We start from the raw sequence: 19,247 nt of genomic DNA, 5'->3' as shown, positions 1-19,247 counted from the left end.
CGCAGGTCATGAACCTAGCCGATCACATTTCTTTCGCCGCGCCGAGCGTCTGGGCGTCAGCGGCGGCCGACTCCGCGCGCGCCGCGGGTCGGGCGGTGGCCCGGCCCGCGGCGTCGGTCGTTCCGGGGCCGGACATATCCGCCGCGAGTCGCGGATCACCCCGAGGCGACGGCCTTCAGGATCGCGTCGCGGGACGCGGTCACCTCCCGGCGCAGCTCGTCCAGGTCCACGCCGACCAGGTGCCCGTCCGCCTTGCGAATCCGTCCGGCCACCACGACGGTCTCGATGTTGCGGGGGTCCGCCCCGAGCACCAGGGTGCCGACCGCGTCGTTGAGCGGCATCGTGTTGATGTCATCGGCCCTGACCACCAGCAGGTCCGCCTGCTTGCCCGGGGTGAGGGAGCCGGTCAGGTCGCCGAGTCCGTTGGTACGGGCTCCCTGCAGCGTGGCGAAGTCCAGCACGTCGCGGGTGGTGATCCGGTACGGCACGGTGTCCGTGCCGTAGGCGGCGTTTACCGCACGCATGCGCTGGATCGCGTGCAGTGCTCGCATCTGGGTGAACATGTCGCTGGCCAGTGCGACCTCCACGTCGATGCTGAGCCCGGGCCGGATACCGGCGGCCAGCGCCTCCTCGATCGCGGGCACCGCCGTCTCCAGACCGATCTGCGCGTCGGAGGTCGGCGCCAGCGACACGGTCACCCCGGCGTCGCCCATCGCCCGCCACGCGTCCGCAGTGAGGCCGGTGGCGTGGATAAGGGTCAGGCCCGGGTCGAGCAGGCCGTCGGCGGCCCAGCGCAGGATCGCCGCGGAGGACGGCGCGCCGAACACGGCGTCGATACTGACACCGAGGCCGAGATCGCGGGCGACGGCCGCGAGTTCCCGCCCGTAGGCCAGTGCCGGGCCGGCGATCTCATCGGTGGCCAGCGCTGCGAGGCGCAGCGTCACCAGGCCGTCGTTCACCCCGTGGTACTCCCCATGCAGGCGTTCCAGGTCGCCGGGCCACTGGCGGTCCCAGTCGCCGAAGTGTGGCCCCATCGATGCGTGCACGCCCCGGATGCCGGTGTCGACCAGCGCCTGGATCGCCGCGTCCGAATGCGCCGCCGTGCGGGAGTTGTGCGAGAAGTCCAGCATCGTGGTGATGCCGGCATCGAGGGCGGTGAGCGCGGCGAGGCGGGTGCCCACGTACATGTCGTGCGGCGTGTATGCGGGCGCGACCCTGGCCAGCGTCGACATCACGTACTCCCCCAGGTCGGTCACGTCGGGGATGCTGCGGCGCAACTGCGCCTGCCAGGCGTGCCGGTGGGTGTCGACGAATCCGGGGCTGACGATCCGCCCGGCCGTGTTGATCACGGTGGCGCCCGCCGCTTCCGGATGCGACCGAAGGTCGGGGCCGACCGCGACGATCCGGTCCCCGTGTACCAGCACGTCACCTCGCTCCAGGTCGCCGATTCGCGGGTCCATCGTGACGACCGTGCCTCCGGTGAACAACAGCATTGGGGTGTCTCCTTCGCTACGTGTGGTCACTGCTGGTGGAACACGTATCCGGCGTGGTGCAGCACGCCGTCGGTGAACAGGCCGTACGCCCAGAAGCCCAGGTCGTCGTGGTAGACGATCCGGTCGCCGTCGATCCAGAACGACCCCTGGTACGCGTGTGGCCGACCACCCCGTGTCTCGTCGTACCGGCCGTCGGCGGTGAGTTCCTGGTGCACGAAGCCGCTCTCGTCGATCCACCTGCCGAGGTACGGGCTCTGCTCGAACAGCGGGCGGACGTCGGGCTCGATCGGGGCGGGCGTGAGCCGGCGGCCGTTGAAGAGCGCGATCTCACCGTCGACGACGATCGCGGCTGCCTGTTCCGGCCACCAGACGATCATCTCCAGGACGGACGCGCCCGAGGTCCGGTCGGCGACCACGGCGAAGGTGGCAGGGTTACCGGGCGTGAGCGCGCCGACCCGGTCGGCGGGGCGGGCGCGCAGGCCGGCGACGGCGACACCGTCGATGACCGCCGGCACGATGGTCAGTCCGGTGCAGTCGACGACGATCGCGCCGTCGTCCTCGGCCGCGGTGTGCAGGCCCGGCCCGACTCCGACGATCACCTCGCCGTCGAGCAGCAGGTCGGCGGCAGAAAGGTCACCAATCGCCGGGTCGAGCGTGTGGATGGTGGCGTTGACGAACATCAGTGGGCGACGCCGGTCACCGGTATTCGCGGTGATCCTCGCCAGCACCGCCTCGTCGAGCATCGGGATGCTCACGACGTACCTCCGAAAGGGGTTGGGGTTTGGTCCTCCCACCGTCGGACGTATCGGAGCCGGCAACCAGACCGGGCGTAACCGGGGTGCGGCGCACCCTGCCTGGTCGAAGCCAGCCTGGTTACCGTTGGTGGCATGCCAACCACCGCGCTCGGGACGTTCCTCACCGCTCGGCGTGCCCGGCTCACGCCGGGCGACGTCGGCCTCGTGTCCAGCGGCGTCCGGCGGGTCGCGGGTCTGCGCCGCGAGGAGGTCGCGGTGCTGGCCGGGGTGAGCGTCGACTACTACACCCGTCTGGAGCAGGGACGGGAGCGCAACCCGTCAGCTTCGGTGCTGGACGCCGTGGCCCGGGCGCTGGACCTCGGACCGGACGCCCGCGACCATCTCTTCCGACTGGCGGACATATCGCCCGGCAGCGCGCCGGGTCCCGCCCGGCCCCGGGTCGAGCAGAGCCTGCGGGAACTGCTCGACGCCTGGCCGGACACTCCGGCGATCGTCATCGACCGGCGGCTCGACCTGCTGGCCCGCAACGCGCTGGCGGATGCGTTCTACGCGGACTTCGCCGAGGCGGACAGCATCGTCCGGATGACCTTCCTGGACCCGGCTGGCGGCACGTTCTTCGTCGACTGGCAGCGAGCCGCCGAGGCGTGCGTGGCGAACCTGCGCCTGGCCCTCGGCCACGACCCGCACGACCGGCGGGTGCGGGAGCTGGTCCAGGAGGCGGGTGCGGCCAGCCCGGAGTTCCGCCGGCTGTGGGCGCGCAACGACGTGCAGGGCAAGACGCACGAGACGAAGACGTTCCGGCACGGCGCGGTGGGCGAAATGACGCTGTCGTATCACACGTTCGACGTGCGGGGCGCTCCCGGCCAGCAGTTGATCGTGTACCGCGCGGAGCCGCACAGCCGAAGCGCTGAGGCGCTTCGGCTGCTGGGCACGCTGGCCGCCAGCAACTGGCCCATGTGAGGCTTTCCGTCAGGTCGCCGGCGAACTCCATCTGGATGCGGTCACTGGCGTACGTCCTGTTCCTGTCGCGGAAGGCGACGGATCACGTCTGTCGGTGCCGGCGGCCGGCTGTGTAGGCGGGTCAGACCGACCCCGACGAGCACGACCACCATCCCGATGGCGATCCGGAGGCCGAAGTCCTCGTCGAGGACGATGACCCCCAACGCCACCGAGACCACCGGCAGCAGATAGCCGACGGTCGCCGTGTTGGTGGCGCCCTCGGCGGCGATGTTCCGGTAGGTGAGGTGGAAGGTGGCTCCGGTGGCGACGACGCCCAGGATCACGACGGCGATCAGGGCCTTCGGCCCGATCTCGATCGACGTCAGACCGCCGGCCGGCAAGGTCACCGCGGTCAGGCCGGTCGCCGCGATGAGCTGCGCCGCGGACAGCGAGATGGTGGGGATGCCCTTGCCGACCAGGTTGCGGCCCATGTACGCGAAGCCGACGGCGTAGCTGGCCGCCGCGGCGACGATGGCGAGGGCGCCCCAGCCGATCGGCCCGGTCGTCTCCCACGGAGCGAAGATCAGCACGACCCCGGTGAACCCGAGGAGGAGCCCGCCCAGCCGGGCCGGCCGGAGTCCGCGCTCGGTTCCGATGACGACGCCGATCAGCAGCGACCACAGCGGGGTCGTCGCGTTCAGTGCGCCGGCCACCCCCGAGTCGATGGCCTGCTGGCCGATGCTGAACATGGCGAACGGCAGTGCGTTGCAGAACAGGGCGGCCACGACGATGTGACCCCAGGTCCCCCGGCTCCGGGGCAACCGCCGGCCCGAGGCCAGGCATGCGACCAACAGAGTGGCCGATCCGAGTACGCAACGGCTGAGGGTGACCTGGACCGGAGTCAGTGCGTCCAGGGCCAGCTCGATCCAGAGAAAGGTCGATCCCCACAGCAGGGCGAGCACGCCCACCCGCGCCCACGCCCATGTCCTGCCCACGACACCGTCACCCCTGATCTCCTTGATCGGCCCCCATGAACGGTGCCGCACCCCAACCCGTAAGGACAAGCAAAAGATTCTGCACTTACGTTAAGTTGTGCTACATGCTTGATGTGAGACGCATGCAGGTGCTGCGGGCGGTGGTCACCAGCGGGTCGGTGACCGCAGCGGCGGCGCACCTCGGCTACACCCCCTCCGCCGTCAGCCAGCAGGTGGCGGCCCTGGAAAAGGAGGCCGGGATCGCGCTGCTCGAACGGGTCGGCCGGGGTGTGCGGCCCACGGCGGCCGGTCAACTGCTCGTCGGGCACGCGGCCGTCATCAGCCAGCACGTGGCCCAAGCGGAGACCGCGCTGGCCGACCTGCGCTCGGGGCGGACGGGCCGGCTGACCGTCCGCTATTTCGCCTCGGTCGGCCCGACCCTGCTGGCACCCGCCCTCGCCCGACTCCGGCGCGAGCATCCGGGCGTGGCGACAGACCCCAAGCTCACCGATCCGGATGATCCACTGCCGGAGGTGGAGCGGGGCAACGCCGACCTGGCCATTGTGGTCCGCCGACCGATCGACGAAATCCGCCAGGGCATCCGTGTGGTGCACCTCCTCGACGACGCGTATCAGGCTGTGTTGCCTGTCGGACACCCGCTCGCCGCGCAACAGGTGATCGATCTGGCCGACCTCGCCGCCGAACCGTGGGTTGGCAGCGAACCGCCCGGCCCCTGCCTGGAACCAATTACCGACGCCTGCGCCGCAGCAGGCTTCAGTCCGGATTTTGTCGCGAGGTCGGAGGACTACGCCACGGCCCAGGGATTCGTCGCAGCCGGCCTCGGAGTCAGCCTGATCCCCCGACTCGGGCTGGGCACCCGCCATCCCGGCGTCGCCACCCGCCCGGTCCGCCGTCCAGAGCCGATCAGGAGGATCTACGCCGCGGTCCGGGAGATCTCACTGGCCCAGCCGGCACTGCGCGCGCTGATCGATGCCCTCCTGGACGCCACCAAGGAGTGACACGTGGGCGTCCCGGGTAGCAGCCTGGTGCTATTCGCCCTTGGTCGGTGCGGGCGAGCGGCCGCGGTAGCCGATGGCGCCCTCGCCGACCCGCTGGTAGGTGCCGACGAATGCGTCGCCGGGGCCCGTGAACGCGACCGTCCCGGTGTTGCCGCGCTTGTCCCGCCAGCTCGCCCTGGCCAACGGCAACGAGTCGGCACCGATCGCGAAGGTGATCCCGTTCGAGCGGTACCAGCCGCCGCCCCATCCCTCCTCCGTGTGGTACCAGTGTTTCGCCATGCCGGCGTCGGGGTGATCGGCCCGCCACCGCCCGGTCAGCGAGCCGCGGAACTCGTGCGGCGACTCCGCACCGGCCGGCCGGCACCAGCCGTAGAAGCCGTCCAGTTCGGCGGTGAAGGTGACCGCGTACTCCGCGCCGGAAGCGTCTGCCCAGGCGAGGTCTGCGAGCAGGCTCTGCTCGCCGCGGTCCACGTACGCGATGACCGTCGAGCCGGGCTGCCACGCGCCGCCCATGGCCTGCAGTGTGCGGGTCGAGTACCGGAGCACCGGTTCCTCGGCCTCGCGCTGGTCCATGGCCCGCGCGGACCGGCCCCGGTCGAACACGGCGTCGATGGTGATCCGGTTGAGCCAGAGCATGCTGCGGGCGTCAACGGCACTGGCCAGCCGGAGCTTGTTCGCGCCCGGCCGCAGCCGGCCAGCAGGTATGGCGAAGTCCATGTGCTGAAAGAGGTCTCCCCCGCCCGGGATGTGCCAGCCGTGCACCAGGCACCGATCGTTGACGGAGATGTCGAGCGGCGCGAACCCGACCGCACTGCCCAGCTTCGACACCAGCGCCACGATCCCCAGGGTGGCTTCCCCGTTGGCGTCCGCCGCCGGAACGTCGAACGTCATCTCCACGGAGCCGTCGGCGTCCAGCTTGAGATGTCCCCCGGCCTCGGTGCCACGGTTGATGCTCAGGACGGCGTTCGCGGTCGACGCCGGTTTCTGGGCGAACGTCACGTAGGTCGGCTGCATCGCGCGATGCTATCCGCCGGGCAACAGGGCAGAGACCGGCCCTCGTCAGGGCAACCAGGCCGGTGCATGCTCGGCCGGTCAGCCCTCATCGTTGACCGTCGCCCGCTCACCTCTCGTGCCCGCCAGTAACCGGTCGACCCGATTGCTACTGGCCCGTCGATGGCCCGGGCGGCTCACCCCACCAGGTTCAGGACCCCTAGGACAATCGACAAAGCGATCGCGACCAGCGTGATGCCGGCGACGGCGCGCATGACTGTCCGGGTGACTCGGCTGCCTCCGGTGCCCTGAGCAAGGCGGCCCATCATCTCCGTCCGCGCGTCGATGGAGTACGGGTTGGTGCTCGTATCCACGTAGCTGCGCTTCAGCCAGTCGCGGTCTGGATTCGGGTCCTGAGTCGTGCCCATGCACTCAGTGTGGGCCGTGGCGCAGGGAAGACTCCGAACGGAGCACGGATCTCGCACATGGGTCGGTGAGGTCTTGCGCCTCGCGCGTCGGCGCGCTTCGGGAGTTGACGGACGCGCTTGCTCATGCCAATAATAGTTGGCATGAGCCAAGGTGAGCTATGGGAGAGCTGAGCGGCGATCGGCTGATCGAGGTCCTTGCCACTCTGGCCAGTCCGCACAGACTGCGTGTGCTCGCCGCACTGACCGGCGGACGCGCCTACGTCTCCCAGCTCGCCCGCGATCTGGGCATCAGCCGCGCACTGCTGCAGGTGCACCTCAAGAAGTTGGAAAAGGCCGGGCTGGTCACCGCGCATCTGGAGTTGTCCGAGGACGGCAAGGCACTCAAGTACTACGAGGCCACGCCGTTCTCGCTGCACCTCACGCCCGACGTGGTGGCGGCTGCCGCCACGACCCTGAGCAACGCCGGAGACGGCGACGCCGTACCGAAAGGAAAAATCTAGATGGACGTCGGCTCGGTCTTCCTCGTCGTCATCGCCGCCCTGCTCATCTCGGTTGTCTGGTATGCGGGCGTCCGCAAGCGGGCTACGGTGTCGAACGAACTGCAGCGGCAGTACGCCGAGCAGGCCGCCGAAACACAGCGCCTGCTCACCGACGTGAGCGCGCAGCTGGCCGATCTGAACCGGCGCACCGCGGACATGCAACGCATCCTCAAGGACGCCGAATGACCGCCCTCGGCCTCAGTCCGCCGGTCACGCTACTCAACGTTCCCAACGCCATCACCGCCGTACGAACGGCCAGCTCCGTCGGGCTCGCCGTGGCAGCGCTGACCCACCGCAGCGCCCACCTGCTCGTCGCCGCGTACCTGATCTACTGGATCGGTGACATCCTCGACGGCGTCGCCGCCTGGGGGCTGGGACAGGAGACGCGCACCGGCGCGGTCTTCGACATCGTCGCGGACCGTGCCTGCACCTCGGCCTGTGCCGCCGCACTGGTCGTGCTGCGGCCCGCCACCGCCCTGCCGGTCGCGGTGTTCCTCGTCCAGTTCATGGTCATCGACCAGTTGCTGAGCCTGATGTTCCTGCGCTGGCCGCTGCTGAGCCCGAACTACTTCGCCCGCGTCGATCGCCGCATCTACCGGTGGAACTGGTCTCCGCCGGCAAAGGCGCTGAACACCGCCGCGGTGGTGATCCTGGCGATCTTCGCGCCGATGGCCGCGGCCGTCACGTTCGCCCTCGGGGTCGCCGCGGTGAAGGTCGTCTCGTTGGTCTGCGCCGCCAAGTTGCCGGCGGGCCTGCCGCACACCCGGCCATGATCGCCGTCCTGGCGGCTGCGGCCGTCGGGCTCCTGTCGGCTTTCCTGCCGTTCACCCCGGCCGAGCCGTACCTGATCGCGGTCGTAGCGACGACCGGCACGCCGCCCGTGGCGCTCGGCGTAGCCGCCGCTGCCGGTCAGACTGCCGGCAAGGTCCTGATCTTCCTCGGTGCGCGCGGCGCGATCCGCTCGACTTGGCTGCAACGCCGGCTCAGCAGACGCCCGCCCACCGCGCCGGAGCCACCAGGCCGATTGGGCACGATCCTCGCGCGTCCGAAGGCGGCCGGTGCGCGACTCGTCGAGGTGATGGAACGCCCCCGCCAGGCCACCGGGGTGCTGCTGGTCAGCGCCGTCACCGGATTTCCACCGCTGCTGGCCGCCAGCGTCTACCTGGGCCGCACACCCATGCGCCCGGTCGCCTTCGCGGCGACGTGCCTGCTGGGCCGAGCGATCCGCTTCGTAACGATCGCGCTGGCCCCGCAGCTCGCCGACTACTGAACGGTGGCCGCCGGCCCGGCATCGACATGGGCACTGTCCCGGCGCCGATACAACAGCAGGGCCACAGTGGTCCGCGGCCACAAAACGGTTTGGCGTGCTCGCACCGCACAAAGCAAAGGCACAATACGAACCGCGATCCTCCGCGTACGAACGCTCTCGCCAATCCCGGCGCCCCTTTGCATTCGACTGGATCAGCGGACCTCGCGTCCAAGATCACGTGCGCTCTTCTGCCGCCGATAAAGCGCGGTGCCGACTGTCCCACTGGCGACGTCCTGCACGCTTTGACCACCGGCCGCATCCGCTGGTGAGGAACAGCAGAGGGTGCGTGGCCGCTCTATCTCGATCATCACCCTGTGCTCCACAACCACCGGTTAGAGGCCGACGAAGAGCCTCATCGCCGCCAAGACTGTGGACCCTAAAGAACGGCGTCGCCGCGTTGCTCCACCCGGTCGGTACCCAATGGCGGAACTTGCTGCCTCGTGTGGTCGAGTTCCGGCCAGACCTCTAAACCGACGGGCAGGAGCAGCTCCGGCACCAATTTGCGGGGTCGCACGATGTCACGAAGGTCTGCTCGTGGTATCGGGCCAACCGCCTCCGTTGCGCCTGCTAGGTACCGCTGGTGCGCTGGATCTTCGCCAGTGCTGCGGCGAACTCGGCGTCGGTGAGCGCACCACGCTGGTGTTGCCGGGTCAGCGCGTGGATGTTCCGCCGCTGGTCAGCGGTTGGACCACCACGGGTGATGCGGCGCCAGCCGGCTCCGGCGGATGGGCTCGTCGTCCCGGCACCAGCGGTGGAGGGCCCCGCAGGCCCACCGGTCTGCGCACGATGCCGGGGCTGCACGTCGCGGTGGTGTGCTCGCAGTGTCGTCAGGATTTCGTCATAGTGCTCTGGCCAGGTGGCCAGCCGCCCCAACTCGGGCCGGAACGTGAACGGCCGGAGCATGTCACCGCGCTGGAGCGCAGTCTGGACCGGCACCCCGTCTGTTCGCTCAATGATGATCGCGGAGCGGCCCATGTCCAGACCTGCGATGGTGGCGATACCGCTGTGGATGGCCGCCACCGATTCCCAGGGCACCGTGGTCGTGCGCAGAAGGGTCCGGGACCGGATGCCGCCGGCGCTGACGTAGACGCCAAGCATCGTCTGCCGTACGGCGACGGCGAAACAAACGGCCAGCCACGCCCCGAAAAGGACCGCAACCGGCGCAGGCACCGCCCGCTCGCGCACATACACGATCGCGAGGAACGTGGTGAAACCAGCCACCCCGACCAGCCCCAGCATCGCGAAGCCGGTCGCGGCGTCGAGAGAGTACGGGCGCTGCCATCTACCCATGCCGCCATGGTTACCGACGGCGTCCAGCCGCCGTCAGATGTCTGCCTGAAGCCCGCCCACTTCCGCTACGAGGTAAGCGAGGACGGCCGCTGTGTCTGATACGCGGGTCAGCGGGGCAACCGATCACGATATGCGACGCACCCCGATCGTCGTCTTCGCGGAGCCACCCCACCCCACCCCACCCTGCCAGGCATTCCGTTCCATGCGCGCTCAGCTTCTAGATGAACTTGATTGACTAGGCGGGCGACCGTGCCAGCGGCTACAGATTGACGTACGCCGCCGACAGCCGCGCCAGGTCACGGCTCTTGCGGACTAGATGCGGACCGCTCGGTGAAGGGACGCCCGACGGCTACTCCCCCACCGGCAAGTAGGCGTCCCATTCCGCGTAGTGGATTACGGCGGCGCACGCCTCGGCTGGGCTTGGTGTTCGGCCACCGCGCCACGCCGACCAGACCTCAAGCACCTCACGCGCCAGGCTGACTTCAAGCAGGTAGTCAGACCGCTGGTTCTCATCGTCCACCAGAGCCTCCGCGCGTGCCTCCGGGGACCAGGGTCGGCCGGCGCAGATCGTCGCCTCATCGGGGAGCTGGTCTAGGCGCTCCACCAAGTCGATCAACCGCATACTCACACCTTCAGTCTGGAAGGACGAAGACCACCGGCCCGGATGCCCGAAACGCCTGCTCGTGGACGGGGGACTGGTCACAGGTCGTGCCCGCTCGCGCCCATTCGGGGTACCGGCTACTGGCACGTCACCCTGATCCGGAAGAACGGGCGGCCTGATCCCGGTAGCTGTTCACCTCGCGCTGTGGACGAGTCGCTGTTTCTGGTGGGGATAGCCGCTGCGCGTGCTGCTGGCTCTGACTGGGGTCAGGTGACCCGTGGATGCATGATGGGACGATGGAGAGCCAGAACCTCAGCCGTGAGGATTACCAATCTGCCTTACGCGTAGGGGAAGTGCTGCGCGAACGGGGTTGGCGAAGGGCCTTCAGCCTTCCGCAGATGGTGGAAGGGTGGTCCGGACTGATCGAGGAAATCCGTGAAGGCTATGACTGGTGTACCGACGAGTACAGGACCGACCTGGTCTGCCGCGAATGGCTTGATCAGGCGCTGCCCTTGCTCACCGAGCCCGTGCGGGAGAACTGGCAAGTCATTGTGGATCAACTGGACGAGAAGTTCCGCGAGGTAACCGTCGACGACGGTGCGGCCTTTTGGCCGTTCGGCGTGACTGACCCATGGTGGCTGCGGCGCCGGCCCAAGGTGCTGGTCGGCGAACTTGCCCGCGACCTGGGCTGCAATGGAGGCGATGGGACCAGCGCCGCCGGTGGCTAGCCGCCGTTTGAAAGGGCAGCCTCGGTCAGTCGGTGACCACGTGGCGCCGCCGGTAAAAGGCGTTGGCGGGCGGCAGCGCGAGCAGCACGAGGGCGACCAGCAGCGAGGGCGACGCCACGAACCCCGTAACGGTGGCTACGGGCTCAACCCACGCGGGTATCAGCTGACCGGCGACCGCTTTGACGCTGTCCCACTCGGTCACCTCCGGGACCTCTCCGGAAGGGGCCGGGATGAGGGCCAGGGCCCGCCAGCACCCCGCCACCGCCAGCGTCACGCCGCCGACGATCCAGGTGACGATCCGGGTCCAGTTCCTGCCGACGAGGTTGACCAACGCCAGCAGCAGGATGGCGAGCGCGACCAGCGACACGACCAGGCCGACGCCGATGAGGAACATCATCGGCAGGGCGGCGAACGTACTCGGCGCGCCTACCCGCTCGTGCGCCGTCAAGTACGCGTCCTGGTTGACCGCCTCCGCGGCCACCTGCCCCAGCCGTGCCAGGCCGCTCAGCGCTAGCAGCAGGCTGGACCCGACGACGACGAGGGTGGACATTCGTCGCCGGGTCACCTCCGTCGTGGACTTCCCCGTAGTCACGAGAACGGATGCTAGTGCGTGGCCCGTCGATTCCATGAGAGCGGATCGCCTGGGCGAGCTGGCGGCGGCAGCAGAGCCGCATGGGCTGATCATCCGGGTGCTCGCCTACACGGGGCTTCGCTGCGGTGAGCTGGCGGCGCTGCGGGTGCGGCGCGTGGACCTGGTGAAGCGTCGGCCGCTGGTGGCGGAGTCGGTGACCGAGGTCAACCGTCGGGCGGTGTTCGATACGCCGAAGACGCATCAACGCCGGTCGGTGCCGCTCCCCCGGTGCCTGGTAGAGCCGATGTCCGCGCAGGTCGCCGGCCGCAATGGCGACGAGCTGGTGTTCACGTCCCCGGCTGGCGAGGTGTTGCGGAACAACAACTTCCGTTGCCGGGTCTTCGATCGGGCTGCGGAGTCGATCGGGCTCGCCGGCCTGACACCACACGAGCTGCGGCATACTGCGGCCAGTCTGGCGGTGGCCGAGGGCGCCAACGTGAAGGCGGTGCAGCGGATGCTCGGGCACGCCTCGGCGGCGATGACGCTGGACGTGTACGCGGACCTGTTCGAGGACGACCTGGACCAGGTGGCGGACCGCCTCGACCGGGCGGCGGGTCGTGCTACTGCGGACTCAGTGCGGACTGAGGGCCTCGGTCCGGATCTTGATGCGGTTCGTCCGGGTCGTCGGCAGCATGGCTGACCAGGGATTTTGCTTGGTGGACCAGATGTGGCAGAACCCGAACCTCATTCACCCTGTTCAGGGCCCGATCGTGACGCTAGCGGCCGTACGCCGACGCATGCCCTGACCGGTTTGGCTGGTCACCCGCCGCACCGCCAACAGCGGTGGTGCTGCCATCGGTTCTCGCACCGCCACGGAGGGGTTTACGGCGCTTCGCTCCAGATATCCGATCATGGCAGGAATGCGGACCTGGCCTGTCGTTCAGCGAGGCCCGCATCGCAGGTGGCTCACGCATGTTCAGTGCTGAGCAGGTTCCCACCACACCAGGTTGGCGGCCACCTGAGCGACGGGCTCGATGATCTCCCACCCCTCGACGATCAGCCCGTCGCCAATCCGCCAGATGTCGACGACCGCGATCTCCGGTCCCGCGTCGGGAAACCACCGCCGCGAGTACACCACGACGTGATCACCGTCGGCCAGCACCTGATGAATCTCGACCTGCATGCCGGCGAGCGGCACCAGCGCGGCGTCGACGGCGGCGAGCCACTCCGACTTGGTCGAGGTGGTCGTGCCCGGTCGGTGGTGGATGAAGTCGTCGCTGAGGAACGGTGCGAGCGCGTCGACGTCGCCGGTCTCGATCAGTCCTGCCAGCGCCCGTTGGACGATGCTCTTGTTCTCGGTGGTCATGAACGCAGTGTTTCCGCGGCCGCTTCGGTTGTCGATGACATCGGACTTCATGGCGTCCGGCTCGAAGATGAGTACGCTCCATGATCGTGTACACGGTGGGGGAACTCCTGCGGCAGTGGCGTCAGCGCCGAGGGCTCAGCCAACTTGACCTCGCGATTGCCGCGGACGTCTCGGCTCGTCACGTCAGCCTGGTCGAGACCGGCAAGTCCAGGCCGAGCGCCGATATGATCCTCCGGCTCGCGGAGCAGCTCCACGTTCCGCTGCGTGATCGCAACCGGCTCCTGCTCGCCGCCGGCTTCGCACCTCGGCACGATGAGCGTCCACTCGACGACGACGCACTGTCGTCGGCCTTCGACGCGGTCCGGCGGGTGCTTCGCGCGCACGAGCCGTACCCGGCGCTGGTATTCGATCGCCGGTGGAACATCGTGATGACCAATCGCGCCGTCGACCCGTTCTTCGCGCGGGTTGCGCCCGACCTGTTTCGGCCGCCGGTCAACCTGGTGCGGCTGGGACTGGATCCGCGCGGGTTCGCGCCCATGGTCGTCAACCTGGCCGACGTGCGAGCGGTGTTCCGCAACCGGATCACGCGCCAGCTCGCCATCGCACCCGACCCCGAGCTCACCGCGCTCTACGAAGAACTGCTCGCGCCCGAACCCGCGGGTCCGTCGAGCGAGCGGATCGAGTCAGACGTCGTGATCCCGATGATCCTTCGCATCGGCGGACGGGAGCTGCGGCTGTTCTCGACCATCACCACGTTCGGCACCCCGATGGACATCACGCTGGACGAGGTCGCGATCGAGTCCTACTACCCGGCGGACGCGGAGAGCGCCGCCTACTTCACGGAATAGCGCACTGTCCTGCCGCAGATAAAAGCGCGGTGGTGACGGCCCGCCTGCTCACGAGGCACTTACCCCAGCGGTTCGGGCACCGCTACATCCGGTTTTACGTTGCCCAACTCAGCGCTATTGGTGGGGCGGGCGGGACTCGAACCCACGACCGAGGGATTATGAGATCAAAATGGACGATCCGTCGACCTGGGCATGTGGTGGTCTAGCAGCGGAAACGCCTCTCGACATCTCTCACCACTCCCCCGCTGTCCGTCGCCCTCTTGCGGACCAGATGCGGACTGCGCCGCCTGGACTCCACCCCCAGGCGATCGTAGGCTCGTTTCGTGGTGTCAGTGATCGAGACGGTGAGGCTTGTTGTCGTTGTCGCGATCCTGCTGCCCCTCCTGGTGCTCATGGTGATCGCTCTGTTGAAGCCACGAAGCTCCCGTTCCGACGACGGGCCCCCTGATTTGCTTCACCCTCCGCCGGACGGAGGCGCTGGCGACGATGCAGGTGGCGGTGGGAACTAGTTTCAAGCGGCCCGCGAAGGCAGATCGTCAGTTCGGAAGAGCGTGCTCAACTGGTCGTGATGCCCGAAACGCCTGCACCCAGGGGCCTACCCGTTTGCCTCTCGCGCCCGCTCGTGCCCGATGGGTGCCATGGCTACTGGCCCACCGATGGCCCGTGAGTCCAGGCGTCACCTGGCTTGGAACCGACCAGTCAGGCGATACGCGGCGTGCATTTCCAGGACAACTCGGGTCTGTGCTTGCAGCGGGCCGGGTGGCGTTGCGGGGTCAGCGAAAGCCACTTCGAGCGCCTCCGTGCTCTCCGGCTCGATCACGCCTGACCATCGTCGCGCTTCAAAGCACATGGCGAAGCAGTGCATCCGGTCCCCGTTGGGATAGGTGATGACGTGAGCATCCGGCTCAGATAGGCAACCGAAGGCGGCGAGATCGGAGCTGTCGACTATGAGTCCGGTCTCCTCTCGGACCTCATCGATCGCGGTACCGACGAAGCTTCCTCCTGGCTCGGCGGCCCCTGCCGGTATCTCCCACAAACCAGAATCACGACGTCGCTGGAACAAGACGTGCTCAGCCGCGTCGAGGAGAACGACCTGTGCTCCGGGCATGAGCAGCAGTCGAGACCCGACCAACTGTCGAAGTTGCCAGGTGTAGGAACCGACATAACCCATCCGGTGATCAAACCAGAAGCGTGGCGTTGCCGCGCTAACCACGGAGCGGCGGATCTCCTCGTCGGGCAGTCGTAGACCGTCCAGCATCACCGGACGGCGTCCAGGTGGAGCGCCCTACCGGACGAACGACCTGGACCCCGTCCGGGGATGCTGGTAGCCCTTGTGGTGCCCGGCGAGGTGATCCGCGGCGGCAGCTCCCCCGGTTCCTGGTCGAGCCGATGGCCGCGCAGATCGCCGGCCGTGTCGGTGACGAACTGGTGTTCACGTCCCCGACCGGCGAGGTGTTGCGCAACAACAACTTCCGCCGCCGGGTCTTCGACCGGGCTACGGAGTCGATCGGTCTCGCCGGCCTAGCCCCACACGAACTGCGGCACACGGCGGCCAGTCTCGCGGTGGCCGAGGGCGCGAACGTCAAGGCGGTGCAGCGGATGCTCGGGCACGCCTCGGCGGCCATGACGCTGGACGTGTACGCGGACCTGTTCGAGGACGACCTGGACCAGGTGGCGGACCGCCTCGACCAGGCGGCGGGTCGTGCTGCTGCGGACTCGGTGCGGACTGAGGGCGTCGGTCCAGACCTCGATGCGGTGCGTCCGGGTCCCCGACAGCATGGCTGACCCGGGCTTTTGCTTGGTGGGGCGGGCGGGACTCGAACCCGCGACCGAGGGATTATGAGTCCCCTGCTCTAACCGGCTGAGCTACCGCCCCGACACCGCGCCGGATCTTATCCCGCCCGGCGGTCAGCGGCCAGCACCGAGCCGGCCGGCGCCCACGCCTCAATCGCACGATGGGCAACAGGAATATAACAGCGCGCTGCCGCCTGTCCGGGGCCGCAGGGCAGCAGCCTGTCACCCGGCGCGCAGTTCCGCCAGGACGGCCCCGGCGGCGCGCCAGCCGCTGGCCAGCGCGCCCTGGATGGACGGAGTGTCCCGGTGGTCACCGGCCACGAACAGGCCCTCCCCGAGCGCCACCGGCTTGCGCAGCCGCCCCTGAGGTGGGAGCGCGGCGGGTAGCGCGTCCGGAACGGCCACGGTGGTGAGGTGCGTCCAGTCGGCGGTGGACCGGCCGTACAGCCGGGTCAACTCGGCCCGTACGGTCGGCTCGGGCGGGGCACTCGGGCCGACCACGGAGGTGGCCACCAGGTGCCGGCCGGTCGGCGCGTACGTCGGGGCGGCGTTGCTGAGCACCACGGTGTTGGTGACGATCTCCCGCCGGTCGCCGTCGACGAGCAGGATCGGCTCGGTCAGCGGTGGCTCGGGCGCGCTGTGGTAGTAGGTGGTGTAGCTGTGCATCCGTACCGTCGCCAGGGTCGGCAGCAGCGCGGACGCGGCGGGCGGGTCGACGGCGACCACGACGGCCCGGCAGCGGATGTCGCCGGTCTGGGTGCGGACCCGGCGGGGTGCGACCTCGGTGACAGGGCTGTCCAGGTCGATCAGGTCGGCCGGCAGCGGATCGGCGACGGCCCGGGGCAGTGCTGCCATCCCCTCGGCGGGCAGGCCGATCCGGCCGCGGGCGAAGGACCGCAGCACCATCGCCAGCACGTGGCTGGAGGTGGCCAGCTCCCGTTCGATGAACACGCCCGACAGGAACGGCCGCAGCAGTTCCTCGATGATCGCGTCGGAGAGGCCGGCCCGGCGCAGCGCCGTCTCGGCGCTGGTCTCCGGCGCGGTGAGCAGCCGGGATGCGGGCAGGGTGGCGCAGCCGGCGGCGAGCGTGGCGAAGCGCACCCGGTCGAGCAGGGAGCCGACGCCGGCCAACGCGGTGCGCGGCCCGCCGGTCGGTACGCGCAGCGGGTTGACCAGCCGCAGCAGGTCGTCACCCTTGCGCACCAGCACCCCGGGGGTGAAGTACCCGAGGTTGAGCCGCTTGGTGTCCAGCAGCGTGCCGAGCCGAGGGTAGGCGGTGTTGAGCACCTGGAAGCCGCGGTCGATCAGGTAGCCGTCGACGATGTCGGTGGCGACCCGGCCGCCGAGTCGGCCGCCGGCCTCCAGCAGCCGCCAGGGCACGCCGGCGCGGTGCAGGCGGCGGGCGGTGGCGAGGCCGGCCAGACCGCCGCCGACGATGACGACGTCGGTCTCAGCCAGCATCGCGCGCCTCCCGCTCACCGTTGGCCCGGGACAACCGGCCCGGCCACCAGACCTTCGGCCCGATGTCGTACGCGAGCGCGGGCACCAGCAGCGACCGGACGATAATGGTGTCGATCAGCACCCCGACGGCGACCGCGGTGCCCAGCTCGACCAGTACCACCAGCGGCAGGACGGCCAGCGCGGAGAAGGTGGCGGCGAGCACGATGCCGGCGGAGGTGATCACCCCGCCGGTGACCGCGAGGCCGGCCAGCACCCCGGCCCGGGTGCCACGTCTGACCGACTCCTCCCGGACCCGGCTCATCAGGAAGATGTTGTAGTCGATGCCGAGGGCGACCAGGAAGACGAACGCGAAGAGCGGGAAGGACGTGTCCACCCCGGGGAAGTCGAAGGCGTAGCGGAACAGCAGCGCGCAGAGGCCGAGAGTGGCCGCGAAGCTGAGCAGCACGGTGGCGATCAGCAGCAGCGGGGCGAGGAGCGCGCGCAGCAGCAGCGCCAGGATGACCGCGATGACCACCAGCACCACCGGGATGATGACGCTCTGGTCGCGCTTGGCGGCGTCGGAGGTGTCCACGTTGATCGCGGTGAACCCGCCGACCACGGCATCCGCGCCGGGCACCTGGTGTACGGCCGCCCGCAGCTCGCGGATGGTCCGCTCGGCGCCGTCGCTGTCGGGTGGGTCGGCCAGGGTCGCCTCCAGTTGGACCCGCCCGTCGACGACCTTCGGTGCGGCGGTCGGGTCGGGCGGGCCGGTCTGCTGGACGGCGCTGACCGGGCGGACCGCGGCGACGCCGGGCACGCCCTGCGCCACCTGGGCCACCTGCCGGGCGGTCTGCTCGGTGGCGAAGATGGTGGCCGGGCTGCCGGTGCCGGCCGGGTAGTGCCGGGAGATCACCTCCTGGCCGTCCACCGAGTCGGTGCGCTGGGTGAACAGGTCGGACTGGCCGAGGGTGGTGGCGCCGAGCTGGGTGAGGCCGAGCGTGAGGAGGGCCAGTACGGCGGCGGTGATCAGCCAGACCGGTCGGGCGTGCCGTGCGACGAAGCCAGCGATCCGGCTCCAGATGCCGTGCTCGGCCCGCGGGTCGGCCTGGTCGGCCCGGGGCCGCCGAGGCCAGAACGCCCATCGGCCGCCGAGCACCAGCAACGCGGGCAGGAAGGTGAGCATCACCAGCAGGGTGGCGGCGATGCCGATAGCGGCGACCGGGCCGAGCGCCCGGTTGGAGTTGAGGCTGGACAGCAGCAGGCAGAGCAGGCTGACGATGACCGTTCCGCCGGAGGCGATGATGGCTGGCGCGGCGCCCTTCCACGCCGTACGCATGGCCTCCCAAGGGTGGTCGTGCCGGTGCAGCTCCTCCCGGTAGCGGGCGATCAGCAGCAGCGCGTAGTCGGTGCCGGCGCCGAAGACCAGCACGGTGAGGATGCCCTGGGCCTGCCCGTTGAGCTTGACGACGTCGGCGTCGGCGAGCAGGTAGACGAAGACCGAGGCCAGCGCGTACGACATGCCGGCGGCCAGCAGCGGGAAGATCCAGAGCACCGGGCTGCGATAGACGATCAGCAGGATGATCAGCACCACGACCAGGGTGACCAGCAGCAGTGGCCCGTCGATGGCGGAGAACACCTCGATCAGGTCGGCGAGCAGGCCGGCTGGTCCGGCGACGTCCACGGTGAGCCCGTCCCGGTCACCACCGGCGATGTCGCGCAGTCGCTCGACGACGGTTTCGATCTCCTCGCCCGCGGCGTCGTCCACCGGCACGACGACCTGGAGCGCCTGGCCGTCCTCGCTGGGGATCGGTGGGGACAGCGGGGTGACCACGCCGGGCACCTGGGCGAAGAGGGCGGCGTCGGCGCTCACCCGCTGCCGGTCCGCGTCGGTGATGCCGGAGGTCCGCTCGTAGACGACCAGCGCCGGCACGGTCTGCCGGTCGACGAACTCGCCGCCGAGGTCCTGGGCGCGGGTCGCCTCGGCGTCGGTGGGCAGGAAGGCGGCGTTGTCGTTGGTGGCGACCTCGCTGAGGCGCCCGGAGTACGGCCCGGCCACACCGCCAATCACCAGCCAGGCCAGCACGACCGCCACCGCGATCAGCGTGACCCGGCCGAAGCCCCCTCGTCCGGACATCCGCACCCATCCAGGATTCGACGCATCAA

Annotated in this window: 22 protein-coding genes and 1 tRNA gene; 10 read left to right on the top strand and 13 right to left on the bottom strand. The window is 69.5% G+C overall.

What is annotated here, in order from left to right; translation table 11 throughout:
* Positions 1–155 precede the first annotated feature (155 nt).
* Both OG990_RS00905 and OG990_RS00900 read right to left on the bottom strand, forming a co-directional pair.
* On the bottom strand, positions 156–1,493 hold the full coding sequence (locus OG990_RS00905; protein WP_406078614.1) for an amidohydrolase family protein: 1,338 nt from the start codon (positions 1,491–1,493) through the stop codon (positions 156–158).
* A gap of 26 nt (positions 1,494–1,519) precedes the next feature.
* Positions 1,520–2,248 (bottom strand): Atu4866 domain-containing protein, encoded by a 729-nt coding sequence (locus tag OG990_RS00900; protein WP_406078613.1) that lies wholly within the window; start codon positions 2,246–2,248, stop codon positions 1,520–1,522.
* Positions 2,249–2,380: 132 nt separating this feature from the next.
* Here OG990_RS00900 and OG990_RS00895 point away from each other — a divergent pair, with 132 nt between their 5' ends.
* The gene (locus tag OG990_RS00895) at positions 2,381–3,208 is read left to right on the top strand and encodes a helix-turn-helix domain-containing protein (RefSeq protein ID WP_406078612.1); all 828 of its coding nucleotides are present in this window, start codon (positions 2,381–2,383) and stop codon (positions 3,206–3,208) included.
* 41 nt (positions 3,209–3,249) lie between these two features.
* On the opposite strand, the gene OG990_RS00890 is transcribed toward OG990_RS00895, so the two are convergent.
* Positions 3,250–4,182, bottom strand: a complete 933-nt coding sequence (locus OG990_RS00890) for a DMT family transporter (protein WP_406078611.1) — start codon at positions 4,180–4,182, stop codon at positions 3,250–3,252.
* Between the two features lie 104 nt (positions 4,183–4,286).
* Here OG990_RS00890 and OG990_RS00885 point away from each other — a divergent pair, with 104 nt between their 5' ends.
* Entirely contained in the window at positions 4,287–5,180 is an 894-nt protein-coding gene (locus OG990_RS00885) for a LysR family transcriptional regulator (RefSeq protein WP_406078610.1), read from the top strand.
* Positions 5,181–5,210: 30 nt separating this feature from the next.
* Here the strand turns inward: OG990_RS00885 and OG990_RS00880 are convergent, their stop codons facing one another.
* Positions 5,211–6,194 (bottom strand): hypothetical protein, encoded by a 984-nt coding sequence (locus OG990_RS00880; RefSeq protein ID WP_406078608.1) that lies wholly within the window; start codon positions 6,192–6,194, stop codon positions 5,211–5,213.
* Positions 6,195–6,367: 173 nt separating this feature from the next.
* Positions 6,368–6,598: a hypothetical protein gene (locus tag OG990_RS00875; protein ID WP_406078607.1), complete on the bottom strand. Its 231-nt coding sequence runs from the start codon at positions 6,596–6,598 to the stop codon at positions 6,368–6,370.
* Positions 6,599–6,756: 158 nt separating this feature from the next.
* On the opposite strand from OG990_RS00875, the gene OG990_RS00870 reads away from it, so the two are divergent.
* Genes OG990_RS00870 through OG990_RS00855 form a run of 4 tightly spaced genes read left to right on the top strand, consistent with a single transcriptional unit; the run spans position 6,757 to position 8,407 of the window.
* Positions 6,757–7,098 carry a winged helix-turn-helix domain-containing protein gene (locus tag OG990_RS00870; RefSeq protein WP_328419180.1) on the top strand — a complete coding sequence of 114 codons (342 nt, stop codon included), beginning with the start codon at positions 6,757–6,759 and terminating at the stop codon, positions 7,096–7,098.
* The gene (locus OG990_RS00865; protein WP_386984373.1) at positions 7,099–7,323 is read left to right on the top strand and encodes a hypothetical protein; all 225 of its coding nucleotides are present in this window, start codon (positions 7,099–7,101) and stop codon (positions 7,321–7,323) included.
* A complete protein-coding gene (locus tag OG990_RS00860) occupies positions 7,320–7,910 on the top strand; it encodes a CDP-alcohol phosphatidyltransferase family protein (protein WP_406078606.1) in 591 nt (196 codons plus the stop codon). The genes OG990_RS00865 and OG990_RS00860 overlap by 4 nt, the downstream gene beginning before the upstream one ends.
* Positions 7,907–8,407 carry a hypothetical protein gene (locus tag OG990_RS00855; RefSeq protein ID WP_386984377.1) on the top strand — a complete coding sequence of 167 codons (501 nt, stop codon included), beginning with the start codon at positions 7,907–7,909 and terminating at the stop codon, positions 8,405–8,407. Before OG990_RS00860 ends, OG990_RS00855 begins: the two co-directional genes overlap by 4 nt.
* A 606-nt stretch (positions 8,408–9,013) precedes the next feature.
* Here the strand turns inward: OG990_RS00855 and OG990_RS00850 are convergent.
* Both OG990_RS00850 and OG990_RS00845 read right to left on the bottom strand, forming a co-directional pair.
* Positions 9,014–9,736: a PH domain-containing protein gene (locus tag OG990_RS00850; RefSeq protein ID WP_406078605.1), complete on the bottom strand. Its 723-nt coding sequence runs from the start codon at positions 9,734–9,736 to the stop codon at positions 9,014–9,016.
* Positions 9,737–10,085: 349 nt separating this feature from the next.
* Positions 10,086–10,358, bottom strand: coding sequence for a hypothetical protein (locus OG990_RS00845; protein WP_406078604.1), 273 nt, complete (start codon positions 10,356–10,358; stop codon positions 10,086–10,088).
* Between the two features lie 275 nt (positions 10,359–10,633).
* On the opposite strand from OG990_RS00845, the gene OG990_RS00840 reads away from it, so the two are divergent.
* The gene (locus OG990_RS00840; RefSeq protein WP_406078603.1) at positions 10,634–11,065 is read left to right on the top strand and encodes a hypothetical protein; all 432 of its coding nucleotides are present in this window, start codon (positions 10,634–10,636) and stop codon (positions 11,063–11,065) included.
* Between the two features lie 25 nt (positions 11,066–11,090).
* On the opposite strand, the gene OG990_RS00835 is transcribed toward OG990_RS00840, so the two are convergent.
* The gene (locus tag OG990_RS00835) at positions 11,091–11,657 is read right to left on the bottom strand and encodes a hypothetical protein (protein WP_406078602.1); all 567 of its coding nucleotides are present in this window, start codon (positions 11,655–11,657) and stop codon (positions 11,091–11,093) included.
* A gap of 34 nt (positions 11,658–11,691) precedes the next feature.
* Between OG990_RS00835 and OG990_RS00830 the strand changes: the two genes are divergently transcribed.
* Positions 11,692–12,336 (top strand): site-specific integrase, encoded by a 645-nt coding sequence (locus tag OG990_RS00830; protein WP_406078600.1) that lies wholly within the window; start codon positions 11,692–11,694, stop codon positions 12,334–12,336.
* A gap of 276 nt (positions 12,337–12,612) precedes the next feature.
* On the opposite strand, the gene OG990_RS00825 is transcribed toward OG990_RS00830, so the two are convergent.
* Positions 12,613–13,002: a nuclear transport factor 2 family protein gene (locus tag OG990_RS00825; RefSeq protein ID WP_406078598.1), complete on the bottom strand. Its 390-nt coding sequence runs from the start codon at positions 13,000–13,002 to the stop codon at positions 12,613–12,615.
* 80 nt (positions 13,003–13,082) lie between these two features.
* Between OG990_RS00825 and OG990_RS00820 the strand changes: the two genes are divergently transcribed.
* Positions 13,083–13,850 carry a helix-turn-helix domain-containing protein gene (locus OG990_RS00820; protein ID WP_406078596.1) on the top strand — a complete coding sequence of 256 codons (768 nt, stop codon included), beginning with the start codon at positions 13,083–13,085 and terminating at the stop codon, positions 13,848–13,850.
* A gap of 676 nt (positions 13,851–14,526) precedes the next feature.
* Here OG990_RS00820 and OG990_RS00815 read toward each other — a convergent pair.
* Positions 14,527–15,108 carry an NUDIX domain-containing protein gene (locus OG990_RS00815; protein ID WP_406078595.1) on the bottom strand — a complete coding sequence of 194 codons (582 nt, stop codon included), beginning with the start codon at positions 15,106–15,108 and terminating at the stop codon, positions 14,527–14,529.
* Positions 15,109–15,239: 131 nt separating this feature from the next.
* On the opposite strand from OG990_RS00815, the gene OG990_RS00810 reads away from it, so the two are divergent.
* A complete protein-coding gene (locus tag OG990_RS00810; protein ID WP_406078594.1) occupies positions 15,240–15,635 on the top strand; it encodes a tyrosine-type recombinase/integrase in 396 nt (131 codons plus the stop codon).
* A gap of 14 nt (positions 15,636–15,649) precedes the next feature.
* Here OG990_RS00810 and OG990_RS00805 read toward each other — a convergent pair.
* From OG990_RS00805 to OG990_RS00795, 3 genes are all read right to left on the bottom strand, one after another.
* Positions 15,650–15,726: transfer RNA gene (locus tag OG990_RS00805), tRNA-Ile, on the bottom strand.
* Positions 15,727–15,866: 140 nt separating this feature from the next.
* The gene (locus OG990_RS00800; RefSeq protein WP_406078593.1) at positions 15,867–17,105 is read right to left on the bottom strand and encodes an NAD(P)/FAD-dependent oxidoreductase; all 1,239 of its coding nucleotides are present in this window, start codon (positions 17,103–17,105) and stop codon (positions 15,867–15,869) included.
* Positions 17,095–19,218, bottom strand: coding sequence for an MMPL family transporter (locus OG990_RS00795; protein ID WP_406078592.1), 2,124 nt, complete (start codon positions 19,216–19,218; stop codon positions 17,095–17,097). The genes OG990_RS00800 and OG990_RS00795 overlap by 11 nt, the downstream gene beginning before the upstream one ends.
* Between the last annotated feature and the right edge of the window lie 29 nt (positions 19,219–19,247).

It is taken from the genome of Micromonospora sp. NBC_00858 (genome assembly GCF_045207365.1).
Lineage (GTDB): Bacteria > Actinomycetota > Actinomycetes > Mycobacteriales > Micromonosporaceae > Micromonospora.
This window is presented reverse-complemented; position numbering and strand designations above follow the sequence as displayed.